Below are 15,854 nucleotides of genomic sequence, written 5' to 3' on the forward strand. Positions count from 1 at the left end.
TCTTAGTGCAGATTTCCCGCTTTTTCCTTGATGAGCGGCCATGCCAGGCGCAAATAATAGAACATCGACCATACCGTCAGCACGCAGGCGATCCACAACAGGCGCTCGCCCCACACATGCGTGTCGATCGCGCCGAAGATCACTTCGTGGTACAGCAGCAAGGGAATGGCCGTCATTTGCGCGGCCGTCTTGATCTTGCCGATCGAGCTGACGGCCACCGATTTCGATGCGCCTATCTGTGCCATCCATTCGCGCAGCGCGGAAATGGTGATTTCGCGGCCGATGATGATAAAGGCCAGCACGGCATTGACTCTGTCCAGCTGCACCAGCACCAGCAAGGCGCCCGCCACCATCAGCTTGTCGGCGACCGGATCGAGGAAGGCGCCAAAGGCCGAGGTCTGGTTCCAGCGACGCGCGAGAAAACCATCGAACCAGTCAGTCACTGCAGCAACAATGAAGACCAGGGTGGCAACCAGGTTCTGGTCGCCATGCAGCAGCATCGACGGCGGCAAATAAAATACGCCAACGACGAGTGGAATCAGAGCCACGCGCAGCCAGGTCAAAAGGATGGGAATATTAAAAGGCATAAGGAAGCAATCGGCCGACGGGTAAATTGAACATGAAGAAAGCGTGAAGAAAACGCCACTAGTCTACATGGCCCGGGGGTATTAGCCTAGTCCGGTTGCCGCAGCACTGGAGCAGGCGATCCCTTCATTAATGCAACTGCTTGTAAATCTCTTCTGCCAGTTGCGTGGAAATCCCCTCCACCGACATCAGGTCCTCCACGCTGGCGTCGACCACGCCGCGCAAGCCGCCAAAGCGCGACAGCAGCTTCTGGCGGCGCTTGGCGCCTATGCCTTCTATCTCTTCCAGGCGCGAAGTCTGGCGCGTCTTGGCGCGCTTGGCGCGCATGCCGGTGATGGCGAAGCGGTGCGCCTCGTCGCGGATCTGCGCGATCAGCATCAACGCCGCCGATTCCTTGCCCAGTTCCTGCGCCGGACGACCATCGACGAACAGCAGGGTTTCCAGGCCCACCTTGCGCCCTTCCCCCTTGGCCACGCCGACAATCAAGCTGATATCGAGTCCCAGTTCGGCAAACACCTGGCGCGCCATTTCAATCTGTCCCTTGCCGCCGTCGATCAGCACCACGTCGGGCATCACGCCATCGCCATTCGCCACCTTTTCATAGCGGCGCATCAGCACCTGGCGCATGGCCGCGTAATCGTCGCCGGGCGTGATGTCGTTGATGTTGTAGCGCCGGTATTCGCCGTTCTGCATGGCATGGTGGTGGAATACCACGCACGAGGCCTGTGTCGCCTCGCCCTGCGTGTGGCTGATGTCGAAACACTCGACGCGCAGGCTGTCGAGGTCTTCCGTTTCCAGGCGCAGCGCCTCGGCCAGCGCGCGCGTGCGCGATTGCTGCGAACCCTGCTCCGACAACAATCGCGCCAGCGAAATCTCGGCGCCCTTTTGCGCCATCTCAAGCCATTGCCGGCGCTGCCCCTGCGGCTGGAAGATCAGGTTGATGCGGTGGCCGCACTGCTCCATCAGCGCCACCATCAGGGCCGGCTGGTCGAATTCGATATTCAGGATCAGGGTGCCGGGGATGAATTTTTCCGTGTAGTGCTGGGCCAAGAAAGCGGCCAGCACTTCCACCTCGATGGCTTCTTCGGCAATCGCCGCCGCATCGCTGAGCTGGCTGGGGAAGTAGGCGCGGTCGCCCAGGTGGCGCCCGCCGCGCACCATGGCCAGGTTGACGCAGGCGCGCCCGCCCTGCACCAGCACGGCGAGGATGTCGACGTCGGCGTCGCCCGTCGTTTCCATGCTTTGCTGGTGCAGCACGCGCGACAGCGAAGCGATCTGGTTGCGCACCACCACAGCCTGCTCGAACTTCAGCTCGGCGGCAAACGCATGCATCTTCTTTTCCAGGTCCGCCATCACTTCGCTCTGGCGCCCGCGCAAGAAGCGCGCCGCGTTCTCCACGTCGTTTTTATAGTCTTCCTTGCTGATCAGGTCCACGCACGGTGCGCTGCAGCGGCCAATCTGGTGCAGCAGGCAGGGACGCGTGCGGTTCGCGTACACGCTATCCTCGCAGGTGCGGATGAGAAACACCTTTTGCAGGATCTGCATCGATTCCTTGACGGCCCAGGAACTGGGAAACGGCCCGAAATACTGGTTTTTCTTGTCCACCGCGCCCCGGTAATACACCATGCGCGGCGCATCGCCGTTGGTAATTTTTAAATACGGATACGATTTGTCGTCGCGAAACAGGATGTTGTAGCGCGGTTGCAGCGCCTTGATCAGGTTGTTTTCCAGGATCAAGGCTTCGGCCTCGCTGTGCGTGACGGTGGTTTCCAGGCGCGCGATGCGCTCGACCATCATGGCAATGCGGGGACTGGCCAGGTTTTTCTGGAAGTAGCTAGAGACGCGCTTTTTCAGGTCGCGCGCCTTGCCGACATACAAGACCTTGTCGCTGGCATCGAAATAGCGGTACACGCCGGGTAAATTCGGCAGCTTGGCGACGGTGGCCAGCACTTGCGCGCGCGGGTCGGACGGCGTTTGCGTGGAATGGAGATCGGGGTTTGCTTCGGTCATTGCTGGCTCATTGCTCATTGCGCACTCATGGTTACGCTGCTTGCTCCACGATCACGAACGCGACCGCATACTCTTCTTCATCGCTGATGGTCACTTGCGCGCTCAGGCGGTTTTTCTCCATGAACTCCGCCAGCACGCCGCTGCAGACGATCATCGGCTTGCCACTGGGCTGATTCAGCATCTGCGCGGCGGGCCAGGTCATCGGCATGCGCAAGCCCAGGCCGATGGCCTTGGAAAACGCCTCTTTTGCCGCAAAGCGCGTGGCCAGGAAGCGCACGCCGCGCACGGCGTTTTTCACGCTACGGGCGCGGAATTTTTCCATCTCTTGCGGCCCCAGTATCTTTTGCGCGAAACGCTCGCCGTGGCGCGCCAGTGCCGCCTCGATGCGGGGAATCTTGCAGATATCGGTGCCGATGCCGTAGATCATGGGCTGGTCCTATTTCTCATGCTTTGCGGCCCAGGCGCGCAGCCACCATGGTGGCCTTCATTTCGCGCACGGCGTTTTCCCAGCCGACAAACACGGCGTGCGCGACGATGGCGTGGCCGATGTTCAGTTCGGTAATGTCAGGAATGGCGGCGATCGCCTGCACGTTGGTGTAATGCAAGCCGTGGCCTGCATTGACTTTCAAGCCGCGCCCCACGCCGAACAATACGCCCGCCTGGATGCGTTCCAGCTCGGCCAATTGCTCGGCGCCTGCCGTGTCGGCGTAGCGGCCCGTATGCAGCTCGATCACGGGCGCACCGAGTTCGGCAGCGGCGGCGATCTGCTGCTCGTCGGCATCGATGAACAGGCTCACGCGGATGCCCTCGCCTTGCAATTGTTGCACTGCCGCCTGCACTTCCTTGAAGTAGCGCACCACGTCCAGGCCCCCTTCGGTGGTCACTTCCGTGCGTTTTTCCGGTACCAGGCAGACATCTGCCGGGCGGATGCGGCAGGCGAAATCGATCATCTCGGCCGTCACGGCCGCTTCCAGGTTCATGCGCGTGAGCAATTGCGGCGCGATGGCGATCACGTCCGCATCCTTGATGTGGCGGCGGTCTTCGCGCAAATGCAGGGTGATGGCGTCGGCGCCCGCCTGTTCGGCCAGCAGGGCCGCGCGGACCGGGTCCGGATAGGCGGTGCCGCGCGCATTGCGCAAGGTGGCCACGTGGTCGATATTGACGCCCAGGTCGATGACGGGGCCGGAAGGCTGCAAAAAGCTCATAGTTGGTATCCGTAAAGTGCCGTAACGCTGCAATGTAAAGAGCAGCACTACAGCTGCATTAAATCGATCAGTATCTGGCGCGTGTTCAAGGTGGCGCCCCCCAGTTGATGGGCCAGCAAAAAGCGCATCAGCAGCTTGCTTTGCGCCTGCGTGGCCACATCAAGATAATCTTCGCGCTCCATGTCGAGCAGGGTCTTGCCCGTGATCTTAGGCCAGGCATCGCTGGCGCGCGCCGGGCGCGGCCCCCGTTCCGGGTCGACCACGTAGACCTGCCCCGCCTCGACCGCCTGGCGCGTGCCCGTGCAGCGCGTCAGGTCGGCCGCCACGCCCGTTTCCTTGAGCAGGGCGCGCTCGAACTTGCGCAGCACGATGGGCGGAGGCTCATTGTGCGCCAGTTGATTCAAGGTGGCAACGTAGTGGTCGAACAGGACGGGATGCGGGTCGTCGCGCGCCAGCAGTTTCACCAGCAATTCGTTCAAATAGAATCCGCACAGCAGGGCGGTCTTTTCCAGCGGCAACATGCCGCCCACCCATTCGGCGCCCGTCAAAATGCGCAATTCGGACTTACCCGTCCAGCCCGCTTGCAGCGGTTGAAACGTCTGCAGCACGCCGCGCAACTGGGAATGGGGCCGCTTGGCGCCCTTGGCGACGAGCGCGATGCGGCCGTACTCGCGCGTAAACACGTCGACGATGAGGCTGGTTTCTTTATGCGGGTAACTGTGCAGCACGAAGGCGGGCTGGCCCGTGATGCGGCCGTCGCGCGCGGGCGGACGGCTGCGCCGCGGCGCAGTCGGTGTGGCAAAGGCGGGAGTTGCGGCCGGCGGCGCGATGGCCACCGGCGCGGGAACAGCTGCGGAGACAGCAAATGAGGCTGGCGCGATGTCAGGCTGCGCTGGCGTGGTGGTGCTCATGCGTGTAGCGTCGCCCCCGGGTTGCGGATTACTCGTAGCCGTAGGCGCGCAAGCCCGCCTCGTTGTCGGCCCAGCCCGATTTGACCTTGACCCAGATTTCCAGGTACACGGGGCCGCCGAACAGTTTTTCCATGTCCAGGCGGGCCTGGGTGGAGACTTCCTTCAGGCGCGCGCCCTTGTTGCCGATGATCATGGACTTGTGCGTATCGCGCTCGACCAGGATGGCGGCGAACACGCGGCGCAAATCGCCTTCCTGCTCGAATTTTTCGATCAGCACGGTGCTCGTGTACGGCAATTCATCGCCTACGAAACGGAAGAGTTTTTCGCGCACGATTTCCGAGGCGAGGAATTTCTCGCTGCGGTCCGTGATGTCATCCGGGCCGAAGATCGGTTGGTTTTCCGGCAGGAAACGCTTGATCTCGTTCTGCAAGCCTTCCAGCTGGAAATGCAGCTTGGCGGATACAGGCACGATGGCGGAAAAGTCGCGCATGGCGCCGATCTTTTGCGCAAACGGCAACAATACAGCCTTATCCTTGACGCGATCGGATTTATTGATGACGAGGATGCATGGCACTTCCTTCGGCAGCAAATCCATCACTTGCTGGTCGGCCGGGCCGAACGTACCCGCCTCGATCACGTACAGGATGACATCCGAGGAAATCAGCGTGTTCGTCACGGTTTTATTCAGCGTCTTGTTCAGCGCGTTCGAATGGCGCGTCTGGAAACCTGGCGTGTCGACGTAGATGAATTGCGCGTCCGGCACCGTCTGGATGCCGGTGATGCGGTGGCGCGTGGTTTGCGCCTTGCGCGAAGTGATGCTGACCTTCGCGCCGATCAGCACGTTCATCAGGGTCGATTTGCCCACGTTGGGGCGGCCCACGATGGCGATATAGCCACAGCGGAAGTTGTCGGGCATTTTGGTGGCTGTCATGCTAGTGTCGATTCTGTTTAGTATGAGCGGCGTTCGCCGGAACAGCCGGGGCTGCCGCGTCGTCGCTCTGGATGGTGGCAATACCGGCCAGCTTGAGCTGGGCGGCGCGCGGTTTGGGCTTGCGGCTGGCGGCTGGCGACTTCGACAGCGCCTGCTCGGCCACGTCCAACGCCAGTTTGGCGGCGGCTTGCTCACCGGCGCGGCGGCTTCCGCCACGGCCGTAGACCTGGATATTCAATTTCGGCACCAGGCATTCGATCTCGAATTCCTGGCTGTGGGCGGCGCCGTGGGTAGCCACCACGTTGTATTGTGGCAGCGAAATTTTCTTGCTTTGCAAAAACTCCTGCAGCAGGGTCTTGGCATCCTTGCCCAGGGTTTGCGGATCGACTGAGTCGAGGATGGGAATGTAGAAGGCGCGGATCACCGTGCTGGCCGCGTCAAAGCCCGTATCGAGAAAAATCCCGCCCAGCAAGGCTTCCAGGGTATCGGCGAGGATGGACGGACGGCGGAAACCGCCTGACTTCAGTTCGCCTTCTCCCAGGCGCAAAAATTGCGACAGTTCCAGCTTTTGCGCGATTTCATACAGCGACTGCTGCTTGACCAGGTTGGCGCGCAAGCGCGACAGGTCGCCCTCGTCGATGGTCTTGAAGCGTTCGTACAGGATGGAGGCGACCACGCAGTTGAGAATGGAGTCGCCGAGGAATTCCAGCCGCTCATTATGCAAACTGCTGTGGCTACGATGCGTCAAGGCTTGCTGCAACAGGCCAGCATCCTGGAACGTATAGCCTAAACGGGTTTGCAATAGCTGAAGATTCATTGTTGTTTCTGTGTCATCTGAGTAATTCGGCTGGCCGCCGCGCGGGGAGTCGGCGCGGCAGCCATGGGTGGTCTCTGCAGACCTGGCCGGTTTAGTGTATGCCGCCCACGCGTTTCGGGTTGCTGAAGTTCATCCATACCAGGAAGGCCTTGCCGACGATGTTCTCGTTCGGCACGAAGCCCCAGTAGCGGCTGTCCGCGCTATTGTCGCGGTTATCGCCCATCATGAAGTAATTGCCTTGTGGCACCACACACGTAAAACCGTCTTCGTTGTAGTTGCACGCATCCTTATGCGGGAAATCCTTCACTTCGCGCAAGTTCAACGTTGGAGCAGGCTCGTCGTTGAGGATGCGGTGGCTCACGCCCGTCAGATTTTCTTCCAGCTGCTTGTGATACACAGTGCTTTCGTCATCGAGGTAGTCGTCCAGCGGGGTGTAGGCCACTTCCTTGCCGTTCACCGTCAAGCGCTTGTTTTCATAGGTGATTTTATCACCGGGCACGCCGATCACGCGCTTGATATAGTCTTGCGACATATCTTTCGGGTACTTGAACACCATCACGTCGCCGCGCTGCGGATCGTTGACTTCAATGATGCGCTTGTTGACGATCGGCAAACGAATGCCATAGGTGAACTTGTTGACCAGGATCAAATCGCCCACCAGCAAGGTCGGCACCATCGAGCTCGACGGGATCTTGAACGGCTCGTACAGAAACGAACGCAGGCAGAACACCAGGGCGATAACGGGGAAGAAGCTGCCCGAATACTCGACCCAGGTAGGCTGGCGCAACAAAGCTGCCTCGATGGTCGCGCGGCTGCCGCCCGCATCGGACTTGATGCCCTCGGCGGACAGCTTGGACTGGCGCGCATCGAATTCAGCCAGGGCGCGGTCGGCCGCCTTGCGGCGCTGCTTGGACAGATAAAACACATCCAGGCACCAGACCAGGCCCGTCAACACCATCAGCACGAACAGGATTAAAGCGAAATTTCCTAAAATCACTTGCAGGTTCATTATTAACCATCCACTTGTAAAATTGCCAGGAATGCCTCTTGCGGGATCTCCACGGAACCCACTTGCTTCATGCGTTTCTTACCCGCTTTTTGTTTTTCCAGCAATTTTTTCTTGCGGCTGATGTCGCCGCCATAGCATTTGGCCAGCACGTTCTTGCGCAAGGCTTTCACGTTCTCGCGCGAAATGATGTTGGCGCCAATGGTGGCCTGGATGGCCACATCGAACATCTGGCGCGGGATCAGTTCACGCATCTTGGCGGCCACCTGGCGGCCACGGTACTGGCTGTTCGAACGGTGGACGATGATGGCCAGCGCATCGACTTTTTCGCTGTTGATCAGCATGTCGACCTTGACCACGTCGGCCGCGCGGTATTCCTTGAACTCGTAATCCATCGAGGCATAGCCGCGCGACGTCGATTTCAGGCGATCGAAGAAGTCCAGCACGATCTCGGCCATCGGCATTTCATACACGAGCTTGACCTGGCGGCCGTGGTAGCTCATGTCCATCTGGATGCCGCGCTTGCCGATACACAGGGTAATCACGGAACCCACGTATTCCTGCGGCATATACAGATTGACCGTGACGATAGGCTCGCGCACTTCCTCGATGCGCGACGGATCGGGCATCTTCGATGGATTGTCGACGCTGATCATGGTGCCGTCGCGCTGTATCACTTCATACACCACGGTTGGCGCCGTGGTGATCAGGTCCATGTCGAATTCGCGCTCCAGGCGTTCCTGCACGATTTCCATGTGCAGCAAGCCCAGGAAGCCGCAGCGGAAGCCGAAGCCCAGCGCCTGCGACACTTCCGGCTCGTACATCAGGGCCGCGTCGTTCAGTTTCAGCTTTTCCAGCGAATCGCGCAGCGCGTCGTACTGGTTCGCTTCCACAGGGAACAGGCCGGCAAACACTTGCGGCTGCACTTCCTTGAAGCCAGGCAATGGCGCGGCGGCAGGACGGCTGACCAGGGTGACGGTATCGCCCACCTTGGCTGCCTTGAGTTCCTTGATGCCGGCGATGATGAAGCCCACCTGGCCAGCGGAGAGTTGCGGCAAGGATTGCGAACGGGGCGAGAACACGCCGATGTCTTCCACCAGTTGCACCGAATCGGTGGCCATCAGGCGGATCTTGTCTTTCGGTTTCAGGGTGCCGTTGACCACGCGCACCAGCATCACCACGCCCACATAGGCGTCATACCAGGAATCGACGATCAGCGCCTGCAGCGGCGCATCAGGGTCGCCCTTCGGTGGCGGCACCTTGACGATCAGTTGCTCTAGCACATCGAGCACGCCGAAGCCCGTCTTGGCCGAGCAATGCACGGCGTCGGCCGCGTCGATGCCGATCACGTCTTCGATCTCGGCAATGGCGTTCGGCGGGTCCGCGTTCGGCAAGTCGATCTTGTTCAGGACGGGCACCACTTCCACGCCCAGGTCCAGCGCCGTGTAGCAGTTGGCCACGGTTTGCGCTTCCACGCCTTGCGACGCGTCAACCACCAGCAGCGCGCCTTCGCAGGCGGACAGCGAGCGCGACACTTCATAGCTGAAGTCGACGTGACCTGGGGTATCGATCAGGTTCAGGTTGTAGATCTGGCCATTGCGCGCCTTGTAATGCAGGGCCGCCGTTTGCGCCTTGATGGTAATGCCGCGCTCGCGCTCCAGATCCATCGAATCGAGCACCTGCGCCTCCATCTCGCGGTCGGACAAGCCGCCGCACAATTGAATGATGCGGTCAGCCAGGGTCGATTTACCGTGGTCAATATGGGCGATGATGGAGAAGTTGCGTATGTTATTCATTAACTAATATATGTGCGAGTGACAACACTGCTTTAACAGGAATCAAGGGGATCATGCTCGGGCCAAACAGGGCCAAAACCGGCCGCCCCACTCATGATGAAAAAAGCGCTCCGAACAGGACATCTGCATGCCCAGGCGAGCGCTTTTGAAGCGACAGAAGCTGCTGCCTCGGACAGTAGCTTTTTCGACCTCCCCATTTTACCGGATTTCAGAGCGGAAAGCCCGTCTTTCAGAGGCAGGCACCGGGGCAAGGCGACATTTTCAGCCGTTTCCGGCACCGGAATGGTGCATCGCAGTGTCAATATTGACATTTAAGCTAGACCAGGCAGCGCCGCACAGCAGCCTCATCCAGAAAATAATGGCACAGCTCGGGTTGCTCCAGATCGCCAAACAACACCGGCACCAGCTCGTCGAAACGCGCCAGCAGCGAGGCATCGGGCGAGACATCGATATCGATCACATCCACTGTGAACGGTTTCCCAGGCGGCTGCAGCAGGAGCAAGGCGTCGAGCATATCCTGGCATAAATGGCAGTAACTGCGGGAATAAAGGGTAAAGTGCATGGGAAACTTGAATAAGCCCAGGAACGGCAACTGGGGCCGGACGGGGACGCCTAGCCCCTGAAGTCCGACCCCGGCTTTTGCGGGGTGCGGGTTGAAAAGTTATTTGGCCGATGGACGCAAAGAAACGAATTGTGCCGTGTCGCCACGGCGCACCAGCACGGCTGACGACTTCTTCGGATCGAGCTTGGCCACCAGGGCATGGAACTGCTTGGCATCTTTCACCGCAACGTTGTTCAATTGCAAGATCACATCGCCAGGCTGCAGGCCGGCCAGGGCCGCCACGCCATCCGCATCATCGACCAGCACGCCCGCGTCGATCTTCAATTCCTGTTTCTTCGCGGCAGGCACGTCGCTAACCTTCAGGCCCAGTGCATTCACGGCTTGCGCTTCCGGCTCCCTGGCACCCTTCTTCGCCGTTTTCTCGCCTTCCAGTTCGACGACGGTGACAGCAATATCTTGCTGCGCACCCTTGCGCCAGACAGTCACCGTGGACTTGCCGTTGACGGCGGCGCCGCCTACCAGGCGCGGCAGGTCGGACGAACGCTCGATCGCCGCGCCGTTGAATTTCAGGATAATGTCGCCCGGCTTGATGCCCGCCTTGTCGGCCGGACCGCCGGGCTCTACCATCGACACTTGCGCGCCCTTGGCACTCGGCAAGCCCAGCGATTCCGCCACGTCCTTGCTCACTTCGCCGATCTGCACGCCGATACGGCCGCGCACGACCTTGCCCGTCTTTTTCAGCTGCTCGCCCACGCGCATGGCTTCATCGATGGGCACGGCAAACGAAATGCCATTATAGGCACCGGACAGGGTGGCGATCTGCGAATTGATGCCGATCACTTCGCCGCGCATATTGATCAGCGGACCGCCCGAGTTGCCGGGGTTGACGGCCACGTCGCTCTGGATCAGGGGCAGGTAGTCGCCCGTGTCACGGGACTTGGCGGAAATAATGCCGGCCGTCACCGTATTTTCCAGGTTGAATGGCGAGCCGATGGCGATGACCCACTCGCCCACGCGTATCTTGTCCGAGTCGCCGATGGTCAGGCGCGGCAGGTTGCCACCCTCGATTTTCAGCAGGGCTACGTCGGTGCGCGCATCGGCACCGATCACCTTGGCCTTGAATTCGCGCTTGTCCGTCAAGGTCACGTACACCTCGTCGGCACCATCGACCACGTGGGCATTGCTCAGCACATAGCCATCCGCCGAAATGATGAAGCCGGAACCGACGCCGCGCTGCACTTCCTGCTCCTGCGGCACGGCACGGCGGCCGCCGCGCGGCGCCTGCTGGCGCGGCGTGGGCATGGCGCCACCAAAGAAGCGGCGCAGGAATTCCTGCATTTCCTGCTCATCCTGGCCACCCGCGCCGGGCGCCGTCATCTTCAGGCGCTCGGTGGTGCGGATATTCACCACGCCCGGGCCGACGGCGTCGACCAGGTCCGCGAAATCAGGCAGCTTCACGGCCGGCACGGCGGCGTGCGCCTGTGGCGCCAGGCCCAGCATGCTGGGAGCAAGGAAGACGCCAGCCGTACCGAACAATAAGGCGGAAAGCGTCTTCACTGAAAACGACTTGCTGGCGGCACATATGTTTTTTTTCATGGAAAGGATCTTTTCGAGTATATAAACCAGATCAGGCGAATGCCTGCGTGCATGGATTGGCCCCCATGACGGAATCCCAGGGGCACTACACCTGACAGCACGCATGGCAGCAACAATATATCGCAAAAGCAAGATATTGCCTGCACACAGTGTCAATCGTAGCGAAGTCCAGTGTCAAGGGGTCCAGGAGGAAGTTAAGCCTGGCATAAGATGCCGCAGCGCTAACGTTGCGCCAGCGGGCCAGCCTCCAGCGGTTCGGCGGCGCCCGGCTGCACGATGGCAGCAGACAGTGGCAGATGGGCAGCCGGCGCGTCCGGCGCCGCCTCGGCTGCCAGATGGCTGGCCAGGCGCGCGTCGAATTGGGCGCTCAGGGCATGGCCGCACTGCTCCGAGCGCAGCACGTCGCCGATCAGGCGATAGGCATCCCAGGCTTGCCGCCCCGATGGCGTATCGAGGGCGGCAAAAGCCAGTTCGAGTTCGCTTGCCGCCAGCTCGCCATCGGCCAGGGCGGAAATCGTCTCGTGCAATCGTGTATGCGTATCCATGATGGGTCCTGCCATTTCAAGAGGATAATTGCGAAAACCGGACGCAGCCATGCCAACCTCATGCTCACCAGATTACCAGCGCTTGTCAATCGGCATGTCCAACAACGGTTTCAATTTCTCCGCAATCACTTCGCGCGCGCGAAAAATGCGACTGCGCACAGTACCGATGGGGCATGCCATGATCTCCGATATCTCTTCATAGCTGAGGCCCTCAATCTCGCGCAGCACGATGGCCGTGCGCAACTCGATGGGCAGCACCTCCATGGCCGCATTGACGGTGGCCGCAATCTGCTTGCTGGCCAGCACTGATTCGGGCGTATTGTTGTCGCGCAATTTATTGCCATCCTCGAAGGACTCCGCCTGCTCCGCGTCGGCGTCGCTGGACGTGGCGGCACGCCGCCCTTGCGTGACCAGATAATTCTTGGCAGTATTGATGCCGATGCGATACAACCAGGTATAAAAAGCGGCATCGCCGCGAAAATGGCGCAGCGCCCGGTATGCCTTGATAAAGGTTTCCTGCACGACATCTTCGGCCTCCGCCGGGTCATGCACAAGGCGCGACACCAGGCGCATCAAGCGACGCTGATATTTCGATACCAGCACATCGAATGCCCGTTTGTCGCCAGCCTGCACCCGCTCGACCAGTAACTGATCATACTCGCGCTCTGTCGTCACGCCCAATGCCCCTGGTGGCATGCAGCGTGGGCGCCTGTATGGATATAGAGTTGGCCCGCTGCAAGAAGTTCAGTGTTCGCCCCATTTTTATTCTTCCCCACTGCGCGCCGCGATGGCCCGGCACGCCACGGCCAGCGGACGGAAGGCGACGCAGCTACTGCCACGCTGCACCAGCACCTGCGTGCGCCGCCCCGCAGCATCGCCCAGGCACAGCACCAGCAACGACGGCCACAGGGTCGAGCCCGGCAACAGGCGCAGCACAGACGGCACCAAGGACCCCGAGCCGGACGGCGCACCGCCATGCTCCAGATATACCGCCAGCCGCAACTGGCCGACCGGCGAAATATCAAGCACTTGCGGCTTTCTGCGCCTGCGCAGCAAAGCCAGCAAAAACACGCCGCCAGCCGCACTCGGCAGCGCACCGGGCCAGCCCAGCGCATAGCCGCCCACCAGTTGGCCGAGGCCGAGGCCGGGGCCGGGGCCGGGGCCAGACAGAGCCGCAGCGCGCCAGACGCCGCTCAAGGGCCAGGCAGCCAGCAAGGCGCATAGCCCCAGCACCGCTTGCAGCAGGCGCAAACAGACAGGCGCGCGAATGACAGCCGCTACCGCAATCGACATATTGCCAACTCAAAGGGAAAAACATCAGGCGCGCCGGCACCATGCCGGGCAAATTCAGGCGCCAACGAACGTTGGAGCCGAATCAGCGCTCACTACGGTTTGACCGTAGCGAGCGCTTGAAAGTTCCTACTTATTTCGCTTTACCGAAAATCAGCGTGCCATTCGTTCCGCCGAAGCCGAACGAATTCTTCACTGCATAATCGATCTTCATATCCCGCGCCGTGTTGGCACAGAAATCGAGATCGCAAGCAGGATCCTGGTTGAAGATGTTGATGGTCGGTGGCGACACCTGATGGTGCAATGCCAGGACCGTAAACACCGCTTCCAGACCGCCCGCGCCGCCCAGCAAATGGCCCGTCATCGACTTCGTCGAGTTGACGACCAGATGCTTGGCATGCTCGCCGAAGGTGCGTTTGATACCCATCACTTCCGCCATGTCGCCTTGCGGGGTCGACGTGCCGTGCGCGTTCAGGTACTGAATCTGATCCGGGTTCAAGCCTGCGTTGTTGAGCGCCGCGATCACCGATTTGCTGCCGCCGCTACCATCTTCCAGCGGCGAGGTCATGTGATAAGCATCTGCACTCATCCCGAAACCATGCACTTCAGCATAGATCTTGGCACCACGAGCCGCCGCTTGCTCGTACTCTTCCAGCACCATGACACCGGCGCCCTCGCCCAGCACGAAGCCGTCGCGGTCGGTATCCCACGGACGCGATGCCGTTGCCGGATCGTCGTTGCGGGTCGACAAGGCACGTGCCGAGGCGAAACCGCCCAGGCCCAGCGGCGACACGGTCGATTCAGCACCGCCGGCAATCATGACGTCGGCATCGCCGTACTCGATCATGCGCGCGGCAGCGCCTATGCTGTGCAAACCGGTGGTACACGCCGTTACGATCGCCAGATTCGGGCCCTTCAGACCATATTTGATCGAAAGGTTGCCAGAAATCATGTTAATGATCGAGGCAGGCACGAAAAAGGGCGAGATACGGCGCGGACCGCGCTTTTCGTACTCGGATTTGGTTTCCTCGATCAGCGGCAAGCCACCGATACCGGAACCGATGATCACGCCGATGCGCTCGGCGTTTTCCTCGGTCACTTCCAGACCGGAGTCCTGCATCGCCTGGATGCCTGCAGCCATGCCGTAATGGATAAAGGTATCCATGTGGCGGGCTTCCTTACCGGAGATGTACTCTTCGATATTGAAACCTTTGACTTCACCGGCAAAATGCGTGGTGAAGGGCAATGCATCAAACTTGGTAATCGTGGCAATGCCGGATTTACCTTCAATGATTGCGCCCCACGCCTCGGCAATAGTATTGCCGACAGGTGAAACACAGCCCAGGCCGGTTACAACAACACGACGGTTTTTAGAACGGCTCAAGCGATTCTCCTGAAGTCGGTCAGACAGGCTTAGGCCTTGACGTGTGCGGTGGCGTAGTCGATCGCCTGTTGCACGGTGGTGATTTTTTCAGCTTGTTCGTCAGGGATTTCCATTTCGAATTCGTCTTCCAGGGCCATGACCAGTTCCACGGTGTCCAGGGAATCGGCGCCGAGATCGTCGACGAAGGAGGATTCGATTTTGATGTCTGCTTCTGCAACGCCCAGTTGCTCAGCGACGATTTTCTTAACGCGTTGTTCGATATCCGACATGTTATGGCTCCAAAGTGTGTGTTACGGAAAGTGCGCGCATTTTATCAGGTTTGCGCGTCCGAATACTAATTTCGGCGTCTGCTGCTAATTCGACCGAAGCTGCTGCTAAAAGATGCGATTATAGACAAAAACGACCGTTGAATCATGCCACAAACGCCCGCCCCGTCTACCTTTCACATCAATTCATATACATTCCGCCGTTCACGTGCAGGGTCGTGCCCGTGATATACGCCGCTTGCGGCGAGGCCAAAAAGGCCACCGCCGCCGCCACGTCTTCCGGTTTGCCCAGGCGTGACAGGGGAATTTGCGTCAACAGGGCCGCGTGCTGCTCTGCGCTCAGCGACTTGGTCATGTCGGTATCGATGAAGCCCGGGGCGATGCAGTTCACCGTAATGTTGCGGCTGCCGATTTCGCGCGCCAGGGCGCGGCTCATGCCTTCCACGCCGGCCTTGGCCGCCGCGTAATTCATTTGCCCAGGATTGCCCGACGAAGCCACGACCGACGTAATGTTGATGATACGCCCAGTTTTGGCTTTCATCATGCCGCGCAACACGGCGCGCGACAGGCGGCCGACGGCCGACAGGTTGGTGGAAATCACGCTATCCCACTCTTCATCCTTCATGCGCATGGCCAGCTGGTCTTGCGTGATGCCCGCATTGTTGACCAGGATCGAGAGGCTGCCGTAGGTTTTCTGTACTTCATCGACGACGGCCGCGCAGCGCGCCGCATCGGTCACGTTCAGGACCAGACCCTTGCCTGCCACGCCTTCGGCGGCCAGGTAATCGGTGATGGCCTGCGCGCCGCTTTCCGAGGTGGCGGTGCCAACCACGGTGGCGCCCTGCCTGCCCAGTTCGGTGGCGATGGCGCGGCCGATGCCGCGCGAGGCGCCCGTGACCAACACGACTTGATTTGCTAAATTCATGAGTATCCTTAAAAGCAAGCGCGGC

18 protein-coding genes are annotated in these 15,854 nt (G+C 60.3%); 1 reads left to right on the forward strand and 17 read right to left on the reverse strand.

Translation table 11 applies throughout. The annotated features are described in order from the left end of the window. Positions 1-2: 2 nt before the first annotated feature. The 9 genes from pgsA to lepA all read right to left on the reverse strand — a co-directional run bounded on the left by pgsA (position 3) and on the right by lepA (position 9,261). Positions 3-587 carry a CDP-diacylglycerol--glycerol-3-phosphate 3-phosphatidyltransferase gene (gene pgsA / locus CSZ94_RS01365; RefSeq protein ID WP_071322919.1) on the reverse strand — a complete coding sequence of 195 codons (585 nt, stop codon included), beginning with the start codon at positions 585-587 and terminating at the stop codon, positions 3-5. 127 nt (positions 588-714) lie between these two features. Beyond that, positions 715-2,595 carry an excinuclease ABC subunit UvrC gene (gene uvrC, locus CSZ94_RS01370; protein WP_102119841.1) on the reverse strand — a complete coding sequence of 627 codons (1,881 nt, stop codon included), beginning with the start codon at positions 2,593-2,595 and terminating at the stop codon, positions 715-717. Between the two features lie 31 nt (positions 2,596-2,626). After that, the gene (gene acpS / locus CSZ94_RS01375; RefSeq protein ID WP_102119842.1) at positions 2,627-3,022 is read right to left on the reverse strand and encodes a holo-ACP synthase; all 396 of its coding nucleotides are present in this window, start codon (positions 3,020-3,022) and stop codon (positions 2,627-2,629) included. Between the two features lie 16 nt (positions 3,023-3,038). Next, complete coding sequence (pdxJ, locus tag CSZ94_RS01380) at positions 3,039-3,800, reverse strand: pyridoxine 5'-phosphate synthase (protein WP_102119843.1); 762 nt, start codon at positions 3,798-3,800, stop codon at positions 3,039-3,041. A 47-nt stretch (positions 3,801-3,847) separates the two neighbouring features. Beyond that, a complete protein-coding gene (gene recO / locus CSZ94_RS01385) occupies positions 3,848-4,711 on the reverse strand; it encodes a DNA repair protein RecO (RefSeq protein WP_102119844.1) in 864 nt (287 codons plus the stop codon). A gap of 28 nt (positions 4,712-4,739) precedes the next feature. Next, a complete protein-coding gene (gene era / locus CSZ94_RS01390) occupies positions 4,740-5,642 on the reverse strand; it encodes a GTPase Era (RefSeq protein WP_102119845.1) in 903 nt (300 codons plus the stop codon). A gap of 1 nt (position 5,643) precedes the next feature. Continuing rightward, on the reverse strand, positions 5,644-6,459 hold the full coding sequence (gene rnc, locus CSZ94_RS01395; protein WP_102119846.1) for a ribonuclease III: 816 nt from the start codon (positions 6,457-6,459) through the stop codon (positions 5,644-5,646). Between the two features lie 91 nt (positions 6,460-6,550). Continuing rightward, a complete protein-coding gene (lepB, locus tag CSZ94_RS01400; RefSeq protein WP_102119847.1) occupies positions 6,551-7,468 on the reverse strand; it encodes a signal peptidase I in 918 nt (305 codons plus the stop codon). Between the two features lie 2 nt (positions 7,469-7,470). Beyond that, on the reverse strand, positions 7,471-9,261 hold the full coding sequence (gene lepA, locus CSZ94_RS01405) for a translation elongation factor 4 (RefSeq protein WP_102119848.1): 1,791 nt from the start codon (positions 9,259-9,261) through the stop codon (positions 7,471-7,473). Between the two features lie 93 nt (positions 9,262-9,354). On the opposite strand from lepA, the gene CSZ94_RS27490 reads away from it, so the two are divergent. Then, positions 9,355-9,576, forward strand: a complete 222-nt coding sequence (locus CSZ94_RS27490; RefSeq protein ID WP_146009707.1) for a hypothetical protein — start codon at positions 9,355-9,357, stop codon at positions 9,574-9,576. A gap of 1 nt (position 9,577) precedes the next feature. Here CSZ94_RS27490 and CSZ94_RS01410 read toward each other — a convergent pair whose 3' ends face one another. The 8 genes from CSZ94_RS01410 to fabG form a co-directional block, all read right to left on the reverse strand. Beyond that, positions 9,578-9,823, reverse strand: coding sequence for a glutaredoxin family protein (locus CSZ94_RS01410; protein ID WP_102119936.1), 246 nt, complete (start codon positions 9,821-9,823; stop codon positions 9,578-9,580). A gap of 99 nt (positions 9,824-9,922) precedes the next feature. After that, complete coding sequence (locus CSZ94_RS01415) at positions 9,923-11,419, reverse strand: DegQ family serine endoprotease (protein WP_102119849.1); 1,497 nt, start codon at positions 11,417-11,419, stop codon at positions 9,923-9,925. Positions 11,420-11,640: 221 nt separating this feature from the next. Further along, positions 11,641-11,964, reverse strand: coding sequence for a sigma-E factor negative regulatory protein (locus CSZ94_RS01420; protein ID WP_102119850.1), 324 nt, complete (start codon positions 11,962-11,964; stop codon positions 11,641-11,643). Between the two features lie 72 nt (positions 11,965-12,036). Next, positions 12,037-12,660 carry an RNA polymerase sigma factor RpoE gene (rpoE, locus tag CSZ94_RS01425; RefSeq protein ID WP_180977315.1) on the reverse strand — a complete coding sequence of 208 codons (624 nt, stop codon included), beginning with the start codon at positions 12,658-12,660 and terminating at the stop codon, positions 12,037-12,039. Between the two features lie 66 nt (positions 12,661-12,726). After that, a complete protein-coding gene (locus CSZ94_RS01430; protein ID WP_146009708.1) occupies positions 12,727-13,257 on the reverse strand; it encodes a hypothetical protein in 531 nt (176 codons plus the stop codon). Between the two features lie 130 nt (positions 13,258-13,387). Beyond that, positions 13,388-14,638, reverse strand: a complete 1,251-nt coding sequence (gene fabF / locus CSZ94_RS01435) for a beta-ketoacyl-ACP synthase II (protein WP_102119852.1) — start codon at positions 14,636-14,638, stop codon at positions 13,388-13,390. A 29-nt stretch (positions 14,639-14,667) separates the two neighbouring features. Then, a complete protein-coding gene (gene acpP / locus CSZ94_RS01440; protein ID WP_008449912.1) occupies positions 14,668-14,907 on the reverse strand; it encodes an acyl carrier protein in 240 nt (79 codons plus the stop codon). A 178-nt stretch (positions 14,908-15,085) separates the two neighbouring features. Then, positions 15,086-15,829 (reverse strand): 3-oxoacyl-ACP reductase FabG, encoded by a 744-nt coding sequence (gene fabG / locus CSZ94_RS01445; RefSeq protein ID WP_102119853.1) that lies wholly within the window; start codon positions 15,827-15,829, stop codon positions 15,086-15,088. Positions 15,830-15,854: the final 25 nt, after the last annotated feature.

The sequence above is a fragment of the Janthinobacterium sp. ROICE36 genome (assembly GCF_002869965.1).
GTDB lineage: Bacteria > Pseudomonadota > Gammaproteobacteria > Burkholderiales > Burkholderiaceae_D > Janthinobacterium.

What these genes read in the sequence shown, in the direction of transcription:
- pgsA (WP_071322919.1), bottom strand. Translation starts at nt 587, where the DNA reads ATGCCTTTTAATATTCCCATCCTTTTGACCTGGCTGCGCGTGGCTCTG.
- uvrC (WP_102119841.1), bottom strand. Translation starts at nt 2,595, where the DNA reads ATGACCGAAGCAAACCCCGATCTCCATTCCACGCAAACGCCGTCCGAC.
- acpS (WP_102119842.1), bottom strand. Translation starts at nt 3,022, where the DNA reads ATGATCTACGGCATCGGCACCGATATCTGCAAGATTCCCCGCATCGAG.
- pdxJ (WP_102119843.1), bottom strand. Translation starts at nt 3,800, where the DNA reads ATGAGCTTTTTGCAGCCTTCCGGCCCCGTCATCGACCTGGGCGTCAAT.
- recO (WP_102119844.1), bottom strand. Translation starts at nt 4,711, where the DNA reads ATGAGCACCACCACGCCAGCGCAGCCTGACATCGCGCCAGCCTCATTT.
- era (WP_102119845.1), bottom strand. Translation starts at nt 5,642, where the DNA reads ATGACAGCCACCAAAATGCCCGACAACTTCCGCTGTGGCTATATCGCC.
- rnc (WP_102119846.1), bottom strand. Translation starts at nt 6,459, where the DNA reads ATGAATCTTCAGCTATTGCAAACCCGTTTAGGCTATACGTTCCAGGAT.
- lepB (WP_102119847.1), bottom strand. Translation starts at nt 7,468, where the DNA reads ATGAACCTGCAAGTGATTTTAGGAAATTTCGCTTTAATCCTGTTCGTG.
- lepA (WP_102119848.1), bottom strand. Translation starts at nt 9,261, where the DNA reads ATGAATAACATACGCAACTTCTCCATCATCGCCCATATTGACCACGGT.
- CSZ94_RS27490 (WP_146009707.1), top strand. Translation starts at nt 9,355, where the DNA reads ATGATGAAAAAAGCGCTCCGAACAGGACATCTGCATGCCCAGGCGAGC.
- CSZ94_RS01410 (WP_102119936.1), bottom strand. Translation starts at nt 9,823, where the DNA reads ATGCACTTTACCCTTTATTCCCGCAGTTACTGCCATTTATGCCAGGAT.
- CSZ94_RS01415 (WP_102119849.1), bottom strand. Translation starts at nt 11,419, where the DNA reads ATGAAAAAAAACATATGTGCCGCCAGCAAGTCGTTTTCAGTGAAGACG.
- CSZ94_RS01420 (WP_102119850.1), bottom strand. Translation starts at nt 11,964, where the DNA reads ATGGATACGCATACACGATTGCACGAGACGATTTCCGCCCTGGCCGAT.
- rpoE (WP_180977315.1), bottom strand. Translation starts at nt 12,660, where the DNA reads ATGCCACCAGGGGCATTGGGCGTGACGACAGAGCGCGAGTATGATCAG.
- CSZ94_RS01430 (WP_146009708.1), bottom strand. Translation starts at nt 13,257, where the DNA reads ATGTCGATTGCGGTAGCGGCTGTCATTCGCGCGCCTGTCTGTTTGCGC.
- acpP (WP_008449912.1), bottom strand. Translation starts at nt 14,907, where the DNA reads ATGTCGGATATCGAACAACGCGTTAAGAAAATCGTCGCTGAGCAACTG.
- fabG (WP_102119853.1), bottom strand. Translation starts at nt 15,829, where the DNA reads ATGAATTTAGCAAATCAAGTCGTGTTGGTCACGGGCGCCTCGCGCGGC.